The organism is Candidatus Nitronereus thalassa (assembly GCF_032191465.1).
GTDB classification, from domain to species: domain Bacteria; phylum Nitrospirota; class Nitrospiria; order Nitrospirales; family UBA8639; genus Nitronereus; species Nitronereus thalassa.
Window position 1 is genome coordinate 619,492 of the sequence record NZ_JAQOUE010000001.1, and the last position, 15,228, is coordinate 634,719.

14 protein-coding genes and 1 tRNA gene are annotated in these 15,228 nt (G+C 49.2%); 9 read left to right on the forward strand and 6 right to left on the reverse strand.

What is annotated here, in order from left to right:
* Nucleotides 1-16 precede the first annotated feature (16 nt).
* From ndk to PPG34_RS02915, 3 genes are all read right to left on the reverse strand, one after another.
* Nucleotides 17-427: a nucleoside-diphosphate kinase gene (gene ndk, locus PPG34_RS02905; RefSeq protein ID WP_313831636.1), complete on the reverse strand. Its 411-nt coding sequence runs from the start codon at nucleotides 425-427 to the stop codon at nucleotides 17-19.
* A gap of 108 nt (nucleotides 428-535) precedes the next feature.
* A complete protein-coding gene (locus PPG34_RS02910) occupies nucleotides 536-1,783 on the reverse strand; it encodes an alpha-amylase family protein (protein WP_420888058.1) in 1,248 nt (415 codons plus the stop codon).
* 59 nt (nucleotides 1,784-1,842) lie between these two features.
* Entirely contained in the window at nucleotides 1,843-2,223 is a 381-nt protein-coding gene (locus PPG34_RS02915) for a molybdopterin-dependent oxidoreductase (protein WP_313831638.1), read from the reverse strand.
* A 289-nt stretch (nucleotides 2,224-2,512) separates the two neighbouring features.
* Between PPG34_RS02915 and PPG34_RS02920 the strand changes: the two genes are divergently transcribed.
* On the forward strand, nucleotides 2,513-3,427 hold the full coding sequence (locus tag PPG34_RS02920; protein WP_313831639.1) for a transglycosylase SLT domain-containing protein: 915 nt from the start codon (nucleotides 2,513-2,515) through the stop codon (nucleotides 3,425-3,427).
* 165 nt (nucleotides 3,428-3,592) lie between these two features.
* Here the strand turns inward: PPG34_RS02920 and PPG34_RS02925 are convergent, their stop codons facing one another.
* Nucleotides 3,593-4,942, reverse strand: coding sequence for a glutamate-5-semialdehyde dehydrogenase (locus PPG34_RS02925; RefSeq protein WP_313831640.1), 1,350 nt, complete (start codon nucleotides 4,940-4,942; stop codon nucleotides 3,593-3,595).
* A gap of 18 nt (nucleotides 4,943-4,960) precedes the next feature.
* Nucleotides 4,961-5,104, reverse strand: a complete 144-nt coding sequence (locus tag PPG34_RS02930; RefSeq protein WP_313831641.1) for a hypothetical protein — start codon at nucleotides 5,102-5,104, stop codon at nucleotides 4,961-4,963.
* 280 nt (nucleotides 5,105-5,384) lie between these two features.
* Here PPG34_RS02930 and PPG34_RS02935 point away from each other — a divergent pair, with 280 nt between their 5' ends.
* From PPG34_RS02935 to PPG34_RS02970, 8 genes are all read left to right on the forward strand, one after another.
* Entirely contained in the window at nucleotides 5,385-6,059 is a 675-nt protein-coding gene (locus PPG34_RS02935) for a Crp/Fnr family transcriptional regulator (protein ID WP_313831642.1), read from the forward strand.
* Between the two features lie 201 nt (nucleotides 6,060-6,260).
* A tRNA-Phe gene (locus tag PPG34_RS02940) sits at nucleotides 6,261-6,336 on the forward strand.
* 556 nt (nucleotides 6,337-6,892) lie between these two features.
* On the forward strand, nucleotides 6,893-8,023 hold the full coding sequence (locus PPG34_RS02945; protein ID WP_313831643.1) for a VOC family protein: 1,131 nt from the start codon (nucleotides 6,893-6,895) through the stop codon (nucleotides 8,021-8,023).
* The gene (locus PPG34_RS02950) at nucleotides 8,020-8,871 is read left to right on the forward strand and encodes a fumarylacetoacetate hydrolase family protein (RefSeq protein WP_313831644.1); all 852 of its coding nucleotides are present in this window, start codon (nucleotides 8,020-8,022) and stop codon (nucleotides 8,869-8,871) included. Before PPG34_RS02945 ends, PPG34_RS02950 begins: the two co-directional genes overlap by 4 nt.
* Before the next feature lie 30 nt (nucleotides 8,872-8,901).
* Nucleotides 8,902-10,044: a homogentisate 1,2-dioxygenase gene (locus PPG34_RS02955; protein ID WP_313831645.1), complete on the forward strand. Its 1,143-nt coding sequence runs from the start codon at nucleotides 8,902-8,904 to the stop codon at nucleotides 10,042-10,044.
* Nucleotides 10,041-10,685: a flavin reductase family protein gene (locus PPG34_RS02960; protein WP_313831646.1), complete on the forward strand. Its 645-nt coding sequence runs from the start codon at nucleotides 10,041-10,043 to the stop codon at nucleotides 10,683-10,685. Before PPG34_RS02955 ends, PPG34_RS02960 begins: the two co-directional genes overlap by 4 nt.
* A gap of 215 nt (nucleotides 10,686-10,900) precedes the next feature.
* The gene (locus tag PPG34_RS02965; RefSeq protein ID WP_313831647.1) at nucleotides 10,901-12,079 is read left to right on the forward strand and encodes a thiolase family protein; all 1,179 of its coding nucleotides are present in this window, start codon (nucleotides 10,901-10,903) and stop codon (nucleotides 12,077-12,079) included.
* 25 nt (nucleotides 12,080-12,104) lie between these two features.
* On the forward strand, nucleotides 12,105-14,075 hold the full coding sequence (locus PPG34_RS02970; RefSeq protein WP_313831648.1) for an acetoacetate--CoA ligase: 1,971 nt from the start codon (nucleotides 12,105-12,107) through the stop codon (nucleotides 14,073-14,075).
* A gap of 138 nt (nucleotides 14,076-14,213) precedes the next feature.
* On the opposite strand, the gene PPG34_RS02975 is transcribed toward PPG34_RS02970, so the two are convergent.
* Entirely contained in the window at nucleotides 14,214-15,062 is an 849-nt protein-coding gene (locus PPG34_RS02975; RefSeq protein ID WP_313831649.1) for a hypothetical protein, read from the reverse strand.
* Nucleotides 15,063-15,228: the final 166 nt, after the last annotated feature.

Here is a 15,228-nt window from a genome sequence, read left to right on the forward strand (position 1 = left end):
TTAGTATGCCGAAAAATTACTTGAGTTCAGGAAAGAAATACCCCATTTCAAATTTCGCGGTTTCTGGAGCATCTGACCCGTGAACGGCATTGGCTTCAATGGACGCCCCATGAGCCGCACGAATAGTGCCCGCGTCGGCTTTTTTCGGATCAGTCGCTCCCATTAAGTCACGATTTTTGGAAATGGCATTTTCGCCCTCCAGCACCAATACAACCACAGGACCGGAGGCCATATACGTGGTCAAGTCCTGAAAGAATGGTCGTTCTTTATGAACGGCGTAAAACCCTTCCGCATCTTCCTTTGACAACCTGATCATTTTCATGGCAATCGGATGAAGCCCTGCCCCTTCATATCGGTGAATAATATCGCCGATGGCATGTTTGGCTACAGCATCAGGTTTGATAATCGCTAACGTTCGTTCACGCATTCCTCGATCCTTTCATGAAAATGACAAATGATTCATTATGGGGAATATGTTTTTTTGGTTTCCGAAAAGAAGAAACTCTTTTGTAACATAACCATTTTCTGAGACCAACTATGAAGTTTTGGAAAGAAACAACACACCCGCAGGCTGAATTTCAAGAAAACCCCCGTCATGGGATTCTGGATGATGTTGATCTGCCTTCGTCAGATCCCTCCAGGTAATCTTGCCATCAAGCTGAAGTTCATGGATTAACAACTGGGCAGAATGATCCCAATCCCTGTTCAACACAATCCACCCTCTCTGTCCTGGCGCATGCTCGCTTTCCCGAGCTAAGACTAATAACGATGGATGGTTTACAAAAAGACGATTCAAGGTTCCCTCTCCTTGAAGCAAGGGGGTGTTCATTTTGATGTCATTCACGGCATGAATAAATTTTTGCAACTCCATGGTTCCGGACTCCCAATCTGACGGTTGAGTCTCTACCACATGCAGCCGTTTCTGAAATCCAAACTCATAGCCAATCGGCATCATGATCCCCGCAGAAAAAGTCGTGGCAAAGGCATAACGTTGACGTTGAATTTTTTCCAATCCATGAGTCTCCTGAGCGAGACGATCGGTATCATGTGTTTCGGGAAATGAAATTGATGGCATATCCTCGAATTCTCGATGTTGTGCTAAACACCAGTCGTCCTGAAAATTCCACCATTTTGAACTATTGCAAAAATATTGAAATCCTGCGGCACGCAAAGCCCGGGTTTGTTCCACGGTGCAACCCAAATTTTCTGCCCAAAACACGGCATTCGGATTGACGTTTCGTGCCTCTTGGATCAACCGTTGCCACAATTTTGCCGGGACTTGATATGCGGCATCGCACCGAAAGCCCTGAAAGCCCAGGGCTAAATAGTGGAGCACCAGCTCTGTCCAATATCTCCATAAGCCCTCTCGATCGCTGGATTCTTCATTATCCACGATTGCCAAGTCCCCCCAAACCGTTTTCTTTGTTGGATCGTTGGGATCCACGGCACAAGGATTGATTACTTGCCCATCGGCATCCCTTTGAAACCAAGCTGGGTGCCGATGAATGAGTGGCGAATCGATAGCCGTATGATTTATCACTAAATCGATCATTGGATGAAGTCCTAGCTCCACCATGTGCTGAAGGGCTGGTTTGAGAACATCAAGTGATTGACTGGCAGCGGTTGGTGGGACAAACGCTGTATTGAGTTGTTCATACTCCTTCGTGGAATATAAACTTCCGGAAAACCCTGGAGCATTCACAGGATTGATATAGATCCAATTAAATCCCATCGAGACAGCACGTGCCGCATGCTCACCCCAGCGATCACATGATCCCGCCAAGCGAGGAAATAAATTATATATCAGAGGAGTTTGAAGGTAGTTCAACGATTTTCAAAGGTTTAACAGGACCGTTCTTCCGGTCTGGTATCCTTGCCCAAGCCCACAGTAACCGTAATTTGACCAACATTTTTCACATTCGCGCATAAATCTCCAAGACCAGGGGTCACTAGCCGGAACGGACCTCCTTTGTCTGCAGGCAAAGGCGCCTTATCTACCTGATAGAGTAAAATACCGAATTTTTTTGCTTGATCAAGAGTCAGGCTGGCGGAATATTGCCCATCAGCAGAAGAAAACGTCACATGATCGCTACCTATGGGAAGAGCGGTTAATTCTAATAGCCCAGCAACTCTTATCCCCAGGCCACCCATACCCGGCATCAATACGCTGATTTCCTCTACATGAAATTCTGCACCAAGGTTTGAAATGGTTTCCGTATCCACACAAATTGGGTCCCCAATCCCAACTAGCTTCAACGAAGGATTTTCTGGCTTATTGAACATCAACTCAGCATACCCACAAAATCTAAAAAAATAATAAATGGTCCCATTAGATTGCCTAAATATTACTAAAAAAAGAAAGGATGACCTTTACGGCCCTCAATTAATTTTTGTTTAAGTATATGATTTTTTGGAAAAAATACCTCTACATGATCTCAAAAAAATAAAGTCTTCCCCTAAGGTCTTTAGCCACTCAGATACGGCAACCGATAGATCAATAATGAAACAAATTATGACGCAAGGCATCACAACGCTATGGAGAAAACAATATTGGGTACATCCCCTCGAAAGTACCCCTTGCGCCACGACTAAGATCCATGAGAACATACATCTTCGTCAACACCAAGCTACCGATACTAGCCAGCGAGTAGGAGTTGCCTTGATGTTTACCAAGTTTTCTTATGCGAAAAGTATATTTTCCAGTCCCACGATGGACACCTATAAAATCGTGGTACGGAATTTAGCTGCGTGCACTGTCCTTGTCGCTCCACTGCTGCTTTTTCTGGGTTCTACCCAGTGGCAAGATCCAACCTCCGCCGCAAAAAAATCATCCCTTATCCCCAAACCACCCTCAGACCTTCCCTGGTATGACATTCAACGGTTTCAATACCATGTGCAAACTCGTCTACCTTTGTACCGTGAACAGTTTGAACAGGCGGCTAAACAATATGGTGTCCCCTGGACACTCCTGGCCGCTCAAGCCTATCAGGAATCCAGGTGGGATCGCCATGCCAAAAGCCCAACAGGGGTACGAGGGCTTATGATGTTAACTCGCAACACGGCATCTTCCTTAGGCATCAAAAACAGGCTTGATCCGGATAAAAGTATCGATGGCGGAGCCCGATACGTGGCGTACCTAAAAAAGCAAATCAACCAAAATATTTCCAAGCAGGATCGAACCTGGTTTGCTCTTGCCGCCTACAATGTAGGCTTGGGCCATGTCAGAGATGCCCAAAAACTCGCTGTAAAATTGGAAAAAAATCCACACTCCTGGAAAGAGTTAAAAACTGTACTACCCCTCCTTTCCAACAAGACCTATTATCAAAACCTCCAATATGGGTACGCGCGGGGACGGGAACCGGTGCAATATGTGAAACGAATCCGCGCCTACCACGCACTCCTTGAACACTACTTGCGCGAAATTTAATCTCAATCAAAACGTAAGATTTTAATTTCTCTTATCCAAAAGTTTTAGGAGAATAAAGTTCACCTAAAGGATAGGGAACTGTATTGCTCAAACACACAGCTGTGAAGGGTGAGGTAATTCGTCCAGCAAATTAAAAAGGGAAAAAGACGTAGTACCTTAGGGGCCTCATTCGCGTATCTGGCCGGAACCAAATACTACGAACTTTGAGCAGGTTAAATCCTCCAACCCCATCGGTCCGCGGGCATGAATTCTTGTGGTGCTAATTCCAATTTCAGCACCTAGGCCAAATTGGTAGCCATCATTCAGCCTGGACGAAGCATTCACCATCACAGCCCCCGCATCTACTTCCCGCATAAACCGAAGAGCCCGTGAATAATCCTTTGTCACGATGACCTCGGTATGATGAGACCCGTATTGATGAATATGCTCCATCGCCTCATCCATGTCCTTGACGACTTTAATGGCCAAGGTCAGTGACAAAAATTCTTGCCCATAATCTTGATCTGTCGCGGGAAGGGCTTCAGGAATATAACTACATGTTTTTTCACATCCACGAATTTCTACCTTTGCAGCAAGGAGTTCTTTCCCAAGTTTGGGAAGCAAGGTCCGGGCTGATTGGTGATGCACCAACAACGTTTCCATCGCATTGCACGTAGAGGGCCGCTGTACTTTGGCATTCATGGCAATATTCTGGGCCATATCCAAATCTGCATTCCCATCGACATACACATGACAGACCCCCTTATCATGCTTGATCACAGGGATGGCGGTATTTTCCGTGACCGTTTTCATGAGAGATTCTCCACCACGAGGAATGATGAGATCAATGCAATCATCCCTTTTGAGAAGCTCAAGTACGACTTCACGTTCCGCTCGATCCACAAATGATATGGCCCCATCAGGGATTCCTTCTTTTTTTGCAACCTCGGATAAAATTGCAGCAATCGCGGTATTGGAATGAATAGCTTCCGAGCCCCCCCGAAGAACACAAACATTGCCAGACTTCAAACACAGGGCGGCAGCGTCTGCGGTCACATTGGGACGAGACTCATAAATGATCCCAATCACCCCAATCGGCACACGAACCTTTCCCACTTTCATTCCATTGGGACGCAAGCGCATCCCCAAGGATTCTCCAACGGGATCCCGGAGTTCGGCAATTTCCCGAAGTCCTGTGGCCATATCTTTGATGCGTTCTGGAGTCAGTCGCAAACGATCCGCCATGGCTTCGCGCCCCTGACTCGCATCAAAGGCCTCTAGATCCTTTTCATTAGCCTCCAGAATCTCCTCTAAAGCATTTTCAAGCCCATCAGCCATGGCGACAAGGGCTTGATTTTTAACAGAGGCTGTCAGAATGGCCAGACGAGGCGCCGCAGTTTTGGCAGTCCTGAGGAGATTCGTAATATAGGTTGGCGTATCAACTTCTTCTAATTCCGGCTCGAGACCCTCACCTTCCGCCGGTTCTTCTATTTCATCCTTGTCTGTGTCTTTAGGTTGCACTTCGTCAGTTTTCATTATGGTCAAACTCCCACCCTATTGAATAATGCCAACCGGCAGACTGCCAAACTCATTGAAATCCTGAATATCTAAGGTATTCACAAGACCACCTGCACCCATGCCGAAAAAGAAAACAGAATCAAAATTCTTAGAGATACGGAAAGGCAAGAACCCGCTCATGGAAATTACCAGGAACCGACAAACGCCCTGGAAACATGATATTTTCGTAAGAAATTGAGAATACAGTTGCGTGCAGAAATCCGTCAAGCAAGCTAACAAGACATTTCACTTTGACGGTTCAGCCAATCGGCCAGTCAAAAACAACCAGCTCATCATCAGCCAAGGGAAGGATGAGAAAACTGAAAATGTTTGCCCCTCCTCTATCAGGCTCTGCTACAATAGAGATACCTTGCCCTAGAGGTAGGGAAAAACTCAGGTTCAGTGAGATTTTGCCTCAACCATGAAAATGAAACGCGACCACCTCAAAACCATCCCCCTGTTTTCCGAACTCACCAATGCGGAACTTGATCTCATTCTTGAGAAAGCTAGAGAACAGCGGTACCCACGGGGTAGTATTGTGTTTTACGAGGGTGACCCCGGCGACTTTCTCATGGTCGTCCTGACTGGAAAAGTCAAAGTCGTGTTGTTGGGTGAAGGGGGCCAAGAAATTATTCTCGCCATGTTAGGACCAGGAAATTTTTTCGGGGAAATGGCCATTCTCGAAGCAGCCCCGCGTTCGGCCACCGTCATGACGGCAGAACAGTCAGAATTTCTCATCCTGGAACAACCAAGCTTTTCAGCCCTAATTGAACTTCATCCCTCCATCAGCCAGAAAATTCTGAAACATCTCTCCGAGCGGCTCCGACAAGCGGACGAGCAGATTCGGAGTCTGGCCATGTTTGATATATATGGGCGAATCGCTCAATGCCTTCTGCGGTTGGGCCAAACACAGGGCAAGCGGGTAGACGGAACACTCATCATCAGCGACCGACCGTCTTTTCAAGAACTCTCCCATATGATTGGATGTTCACGAGAAACCGTGAGCCGCGCCATGAAAGTGCTGCAAGAAGATGGCTACCTCAGCGTCACCCGCAAAGAGATTACCATCATGCGTCCCTGGCATCATCATAAATAGAATTGTCCGCGAAGACGCTCAGCCTGACAGGTTGCCAGCCCATTATAAGAAGATGAGTCGAGGATTTTGGGCACAAGCGGGAAGAATGCTTGATTTTTTTCGAGGTTTCCTGATACACATCTCCCCTCATTTACGGGTTAGGCTCAAATCTCACGCCAGCCTGTTTTCCAGCAGAGTCACGAATCAATCCACTTGCCTCGTGCCGAGGTAGCTCAGTTGGCAGAGCACAGCCCTGAAAAGGCTGGTGTCGACAGTTCGATTCTGTCCCTCGGCACCATAATTTCATCAACCTAAAGTTCAGATTTTTCTCGTACGACTTTACGGGAACATCCTCACTCCCCTCACCCCATACTAAACGCCTTCTTATCCTCCACGGATTACGCAAAATCTGTTCCTTCTGGTCCGTCACAGGCCGAAGGCGTTCGCCTATCGGCTGTTACATGTTCAAGTATTCCAAGTGTGGCAGGAAATCATGTGTGGATGGAAGGTGGAAATACTCATCGGCAAATTCGTCGGATATTCTTTTCATCACCTTAGCTAGACAATACCCAACAATTTGACACTTTTTCGAGTAGAATAAAGTATATAGTGAAATGGATGTGATGATGGTGAAAGAAGAGGAACCCTTCCTTTGGAAAAAAGAGTTCTGGGATAGGGACTTAAGAAGTTTATCTTAAAAATGCGTCCCTAAATAGTATTAAGGTATGAGCAACGCCACAGAGAAAAATATGACAAATTTTAGAGACTCTCTTATATAATGGTTTTGGTGTTTGAAACACCAAACTGCTGCACCATCCTCAGCCACATTAACCTCTTATTTGAGGCACGAGGCCATGGAATCACCCTCAGCATTAGGCATTAAAAAAGTGTATTCGATCGAATTTGTGGTCGATTACTTTGACCGCAGTCGAGACTTCTACCGCAATAAAATGGGTTTACTGGAAACACATCAGTCCACACGCGATTGGGAGGACAAATTCAAAAGCAAGGCCATCTATTTTACCGCCAATGACATCAAAATTATGGTGTCCTCTCCCCTGACCACGCATAGCTATACCGCCCAATATCTGAAAACCCTCTGTCCGGGAGTTTGTAAGGTCGTGCTCCAGGTAGAAAACCTCGACCGAACGATTGACTATTTACAAGATCACTATGCGACGTTTGTTCATAGAGAAAAAGAAGTGTGTTCTCCAAATAGTCGCCATCACTTTATCACGATTGCCTCTCCGATCGGGTTTGTCGAGTTCACCTTCCTGGAAATCGAAGGCAATGAAGATGAAATCCCCATGTTTGAAACAATTTCTTCCCCACCGAATGAAGATTCACCGTTCAACAGTATCGACCACATCACCATCAACGCTCGAACCATCTATCCAATTTACAACTTCTTCGAACAGGTCATGGACTTCAAAAAATTTTGGAGCGTGTCCTTTCACACCCCGGACTTCAAGTCCGGAAAAAAGGGAACCGGATTGTTTTCACAGGTCATGTATGATCCCGGATCGCACGTAAAGTTTGCATCCAACGAACCATTGAATCCCCATTTCAATGACTCGCAAATTCAAACCTTCGTTTACAAAAATCATGGAGCGGGCATTCAGCACATTGCGTTGGGGGTAGATAACCTTGTGGACGCCGTCAAACATTTTCGATCAAGGGGCATTGAATTTCTTCCCACACCAGATACGTATTACGATATGTTGCCGGAACGCATGGCCCAACAACAGATCGGCAATCTCAGGGAAGACCTTGCCGACCTCAAAGAACAAGGCATATTGGTAGATGGGGAGAACGGAAAATACTTGCTACAAATTTTCCTGAAGGACGCGTCGCTGCTGTATCAGGATGAAAGCGCCGGTCCTTTCTTTTATGAAATAATTCAACGGTGCGGGCATGGGGGATTCGGGGAAGGAAACTTCCGGGCCTTATTTGAAGCCATCGAATTGCAGGAACCCGTGCGATGAAGCTGTTGCGGTATGAGACCACGTCCGGGTCGACGGCACATGGACTTCTGATCGAAAAGGACATTTTTCCTTTGATAGAAATGACCACAACCGAAGCCTTAGGCAAACTCAAACAGGGCAACCCACACTGGAAAAAATGTGTCGCCCAAACGCCGGTCGCCTTATCCGAGGTGACGCTTCTCCCACCCGTGGAACGTCCTGGAGCATTCTTGGATTTTTATACGTTTGAAGATCATGTCCGCACCGCACGAAAAAAACGTGGCCTGGATATCGTGCCCGAATGGTATGAGTATCCTGTCTGGTACAATGGTTCCCCACGGTGTTTCAGCGGTGACGGGACCACGGTGCATTTTCCGAAACACGAACACAAAAAAGATTATGAACTGGAATTGGGCATCGTGATTCACAAGCCCTGTCATCGGATCAGCGTGGAGGAAGCAGCCGAGCATATCGGCGCGTATACGATCGTGAACGATTTTAGTGCCCGCCAACTCCAGGAAAAAATCATGAAGGTGGGCCTCGGTCCCGCCAAGGCCAAAGACTTCAATACGGGCCTGGGCCCCTGGCTGGTGACACCCGACGAAATCCGCGATCCCAGAAACCTGAACATGCGGGCGTGGGTGAACGGGGAATTATGGTCGGAGGGCAATAGCGGATCGTCGCACTTCACCTTTGCGCAGATGATTGCCTTTGCTTCGGAAGATCAGACGCTGTATCCCGGAGACATTCTGGCTAGCGGCACGGTGGGTACTGGATGTGGCCTGGAGCTGGATCGATTTCTCCAGAGTGGGGACAAAGTGGAATTGGAAATTGAACACATTGGGAGGCTGACCCATTGGGTCGGATAAATCATGTTTAAATATTTGAAGATGGGAAACATGCCGCCAATGCACCACACGGCGTTTTATGTCAGGGAGCAGTTATTGAATGAATATTGTTTTACCCGTGAGGGGTTTGAAGCTCCCTACTCCACTCTGTATTTATACCACCCTCCCACGAGTGAAGTGGAACGCAAGCCTTACAAAGAGGCCAGTTGGGGCGTTCTCGAAAAACGGGACAACCCCCTGTTGCAGCGACGACATTTTAGAAGCTCAAAAAATCACCCCCAGGGGAACTTTATCAACGGTCGAACCCCGCTGGCCTTCAACGATGATTTGACGTACGGCTTGTGCCATCCGGGAGAGGTCACGCCAGACTTTTTTGCCAACAACGATGCCGATGAATTGTTTTTTGTGGCGGCGGGTGAAGTCGAGATCCAAAGCCTGTTTGGAAAACTTCCCCTGGTGCCCGGAGATTATCTGATCGTCCCCCGGTCATGCCCGTACCGGTTCAAATTCTCCAATCCTCCGAAATTGATCTATGTCGAAGCGAAACAATCCCTGAGCATCCCTATGGAATTCATCAACGACCATGGGCAATTGAAAATGGAGGCCCCGTATTCAGAGCGAAGTTTTACATGTCCCGAATGGGACGCGGAGTTGATGGAAGGCGACGCACCCGTGGCTATCGTCCGCAAACGGCAGGGCACGTTCACTCACACGTCGTATGCACAAAACTATTTTAAAATGACGGGCTGGGACGGCTACGTCTATCCTTACGCCATTAACTTGAAGAACATCCAACCCAAAACCGGCAGGGTCCACTTGCCGCCGGTTTCACACTTAACGTTTGCCGGTGGAGGATTTGCCGTGATGAGTTTTCTCCCACGAGTGTTGGACTTCGACGAGAATGCTATTCCCTGTCCTTTCTACCATTCGTCCGTGGATTGTGACGAACTCCTGTTTTACTATTCAGGTGATTTTACCAGTCGAAAGACCATCGAACGCGGGTCGATCAGCTATCACCCGTCGGGCATCCCGCACGGTCCGCATCCCGGCGCCTATCAGAAATCAATTGGGCTCAAACACACGAATGAACAGGCGGTAATGGTGGACACGTTCGCGCCGTTGTTTTTGACCCGGCAGAGTGAAGCGTTGGAGGATCTCGACTATCCAACGAGCTGGCAGGAGAACCCGTCATGACCCTTCACACCGAGTTTTTCGACATTCACCCCACAAAGCATTTTTGGGTGGACATCTATCATTTGATGAATTCCATCGTGCAACCGCGCCCGATCGCGTGGATTTCAAGTGTGTCGAAGACGGGAAAGGTGAACCTGGCGCCGTTCAGTTACTTTAACATTTGTTCCATGAACCCCCCGATTATTTCCAACTCGATTTTTTTTAACCGGGATGGGTCGGAAAAAGACACGTTAAAAAATATCAAAGCCACAGGCAAATATGTGGTGGGAACCGTTTCCTTCCAGGCTGCGAACAAAGCCAACACCTCATCGGCTCCCTACGATCATGGCATCAGCGAATTCCAGGAGGCCAACGTGCAACCCATTCTTCGCGGCCCGGGTGAACCGCCGTTTATCTCCGAAAGTCCGGTTCAGTTGGAGTGCGAACTTCACCAGACCATTCCACTGGGGGAAGGCGCAGGAGTCGGCACGTTGGTGCTGGGAAACGTGAAAACCATTCACCTTTCCACACAATTCAAAGATATCGAATGGCAAAAAGGCATAGCACCCGAAATGATGGGCAACGTCGGCCGGATGGGGGAAGACTTTTATGCGAAAACCACGGATGTGTTTCAGATGCCACGTGCCACGGTAAACAAATAATGACGCGTTCGGGTTAGCATGAGCACATAGGGATTTCTCAGTGCTGACTAAATCCCCCTCCTTTGCAAGGAGGGGTTAGGGGAGGTAGAAGCGCGGATCAATACTATTCGTCAACTAGAGGAGCAGGTACCCTTTCATGACGCTACCCCACCTAGCCTCCCCTTACAAAGGGGAGGAACAATACGACAAATTGCTTTAACTGGGCGGTTCACCAAATGACCTCGGCTAAAAAAGAAACCTTCATCTACAGCGCCGTGCGAACGCCCATCGGAAAGTTCAATGGGGCCTTGTCTTCTCTCACCGCGCCGGAACTCGGCTCCATCGTGATTGCCGAAGCGATCCAAAGAGCGGGAATTCAAAAGGACCAAATCGATGAAGTGATATTCGGCAATGTCATTTCCGCCGGCGTCGGCCAGGCCCCGGCCCGACAAGCGGCTCTGAAAAGCGGCCTTTCCGAAAAGGTAAGCGCTACCACCATCAACAAGGTCTGCGGCTCGGGCATGAAGGCCGTCATGATGGCCGATCAAGCGATCCGGTTGAACCAAGCCCGATTCATCGTGGCCGGTGGAATGGAAAGCATGAGTCAGGCCCCTTTTTTGATTCCCCACATGCGCCGGGGCCGCAAATTGGGCAACGCCCAAATGATCGACAGCCTCATCCACGATGGGTTGTGGGATCAGCATGAAAATGGACACATGGGAGAACTGAGCGACAAAGTATCTCAACAACACGGCATTTCCCGCGAGAGTCAGGATACCTACGCCGTCAACAGTTATGAGCGCGTGAAAAAAGCCCAAAAAGACGGCGTGTTGGCCGGAGAAATCGTGCCGGTCCGGGTAACCCAACGCGGACAGTCCTTCGGAGTGGACCATGATGAACAACCTGAGTGTGACGATCTCGCCCAATTTCCTGCGCTGCCCCCGGTCTTCGATTCACAACACGGAACCATTACCAAAGGCAACGGAGCCAAAATCAGCGACGGCGCAGCGGCTTTGGTAATAGGCGGGGAATTTTCAGACCTCAACCCCGTCGCCAGAATCGTCGGGTACGCTACGCATGCACAAGCACCGGCTACGTTTGCGCTGGCGCCGATTGAGGCCGTGAAAAAGGTCCTTCAGCAATCCCGCCTTCAAGTGAGTGATATCGATCTGTTTGAAATCAACGAGGCGTTTGCCGCCATGTCCCTGATCGTGCATGAGGCGTTGGGGTTAGATTCCGACCAAGTGAATGTGCATGGAGGTTCGATCGCGCTCGGTCACCCCATTGGAGCAACCGGCGCGCGCATTCTTGTGACACTGATTAATGCGCTGAAAAGCACGGGACGACGACGCGGGGTGGCCAGCTTATGTATCGGAGGCGGGGAGGCCACGGCCATGATCATAGAAATCGTGTAACCGCACACCCGCACGGGGCGCATTCGTGAACGAGATTCTCTGGCAGCCCAATCAACACCGTATCCAACGGTCGAAGATGTGGCAGTTCATGCGGGCCGTGAACAGGGAATTCTCGGAACACTTCACCACCTACGCGGAACTGCATCACTGGTCCGTCCAGCATCTCGAAACGTTCTGGGAGTTTTATCGAAGATATTCAGGCCTGCGGTTTTTGCGTCCGCCGGATGAAACACTCTCGTCAGGCGCCATGCCCGGCGCCCGATGGTTCTCCGGCGCCGAACTGAATTATGCCGAAAACCTGCTGACCGCGCCTGCCGAAAAACCCGCCATCCTCAGCAAAGTTGAAGGACAACCGCTTCAGTCGCTCACCTACGGCGAACTCACGACACAAGTCACAGGGTTCGCGGCAGCCCTGACACAGATCGGCGTCAAACCAGGGGATCGAGTGGCCGGCTATCTGCCTAACATCCCGGAAACCATCATTGCCATGCTGGGCACCGCAGCCATCGGGGCCACCTGGACCTCCTGCTCGCCAGATTTCGGCCCGCAAGGGGTCAGGGACCGATTTGGACAAGTGGCACCCAAGGTATTGGTATGCGTCGAAGGATATACCTACCACGGAAAACCGTATTCCGTCATAGAAACATTGAGGGCCATCCTTCCTGATCTGCCCGGCCTGCAACAGATCGTCGTCGTTCCTCAGAACAACGCACCGGTAAAGCAAAAGCAGTTTCACTTTCCTTTCGTTTCCATCTGGGATCAATTTCTCGGCATGGCAGATCCAACAAAATTTGCATTTCGTCAGGTCCCGTTCGAGCATCCTCTGTTCATCATGTATTCCTCGGGAACCACGGGGCTGCCTAAATGCATCGTCCACGGGACAGGCGGGACCTTACTCCAACATCACAAGGAACATGCACTGCACACGGACATCGGACCGAAAGACGTGGTGATGTATTACACCACTTGCGGCTGGATGATGTGGAACTGGTTGGCGTCGGTGCTAGCCCAACAGGCTACCATTGTCCTATACGAAGGATCTCCCGGGTATCCGGATTTACATGTGCTGTGGAATGTCATCGATGAGGCAGGCATTACCGTGTTCGGCACCAGCCCGAAATATCTATCCCAAAACATCAAACAGGGCATGAGCCCCGCACAATCCCACGATCTCTCTTCCCTTCGCACGATCTTATCGACAGGCGCACCCTTAGATAAAGAATGCTTCCACTGGATCTATCACCACGTGAAACAGGACGTGCAACTCGCATCCATCTGCGGAGGCACGGACATCATCTCCTGCTTCATGCTCGGCAATCCCATGCTCCCCGTCCGCTCCGAAGAAATTCAATGTCTGGGATTAGGCATGGATGTCGTGGCCCTGGATGAGGTCCACCGCCCGGTAGTCAATCAAAAAGGGGAATTAGCCTGTCGCTCCCCCGCGCCCTCCATGCCAGTCGGCTTTTGGGAGGACCCGGGGGATGCTAAATATATAAACGCCTATTTCGACAAGGTCCCGGGCACCTGGATACATGGCGACTATATTGAAATCCGGGAACATGGGGGCGTTATTGTATATGGACGGAGCGACACCACCCTCAATCCGGGCGGCGTGCGAATCGGCACGGCAGAAATCTACCGGATCGTGGAGAGCATTGAAGAAGTCGTGGACAGTCTGGTCATCGGCATCGAAGAAGATGACGACATCCGAGTCATCCTGTTCGTGGTGGCCAACAAACAGGCCGAGGGCTCCCCCCTTCCAACAGAAAAAATCAAACAAAAAATTCGAAAAGAAGCCACCCCGCGGCATGTGCCCCATGAAATGTACGAAGTTCGAGAAGTGCCCAAAACCTTGAACGGCAAAAAAATGGAATCCGCGATTCGGGATCTCTTTCAAGGAAAATGTTTGGCCAACCAATCGTCCATAGCCAACCTGGACTGTTTGAAGGAATTTCAGGAAATTTATTACCGCCGATTGGAAGTCAAGAGCGGGTAATTAGGGAATGTGTTGCTTGGCAAAAAAGGAAATTGGGTATAGATAGTCCTGGATTATCCAGTATTGGTTCAGAGGAAGCTGCTGAGGCAAAAACGGCAAATACAATTCAAGAAATTTCAGGTCTACTGCCCTGTCCTCTCAAGAATGCTGTTCGATAAGATCACGGTTTTCCAAAGGAGGGACTTTTTTTACTTCTTTCCGCGAGTGATCCAACCCGACCCAGAACGTGTGGATGGCATGTAATGCCTTCACCCCGGCCTCGATAAATTTTTTGCCATCGAAGTCCGGCTTGGCAAACGATTCGCTCAGTTCCTCCAGAACGTTATCGCCGTGGCCTTTTTCACTGTTAAAATGAAAGAGGAAAAATTTTAAGGGAATTGCTGCCTTACCCTCGAGGTTGTTTTTTCGGTTATACCCCTCGATCCCGGTGATTAATTCTTTCCAAAAATTATGGGCTTCGGCTGCCTCCCCTTTTCCAATGCCCCAGGCCGCCCAGGTTTCGATGGCATAACTGGCCCCCCGGCCCACTTCGCCATCCTTATTGCCATACGTGTCTTCCAGCCCTTTGATAAAGGCGCGGGTCGACGGAGAGGCCGAATCCCAGCTCCCAAGTGTTTCCGGGTCTAAGTGAAGGGGACGGGCCGTATCTCTTAACCAATTGATATGCGCCCATTGTGTTTTAAATGTTTGATTTTCGGTAGACCCGTCTGGACTGAGTCTCACCCCCAATTCATTCGCCAAAATATAGCGGGCATGGGCTTCCGCTTCCAGGTCCGAGGCATTTAACACCCGCATCAATTGAGCCAGCAAAAACCATTTGGAAAAGACGGCAAATTGTTCAAACAGGTCAACCAACTGCTCTTTCGTCGCCTCTCCTTGTTTGAACCATTTGCAATACGGATTATTAACAATGACCGGATGGCTGTGGATCTTCTCCTCCACTTCTACCCAAAAATCTTCAAATCGTGGTTGTGTTGGAGCCTTCATGATGACCCTCCTGCACGAGTCTTGGTGAGACCGAGGTTCCCGGGATCTCCAGTGTTCTTCCTCTTTATATCATGCACCCCCTCATGCCGCTTATCAAATTTTCCACCGCAAGATAGCTCCCTGACCAAGCATGGAGAAAAACAGGCTCAAGGGTTTCTGAGAACAC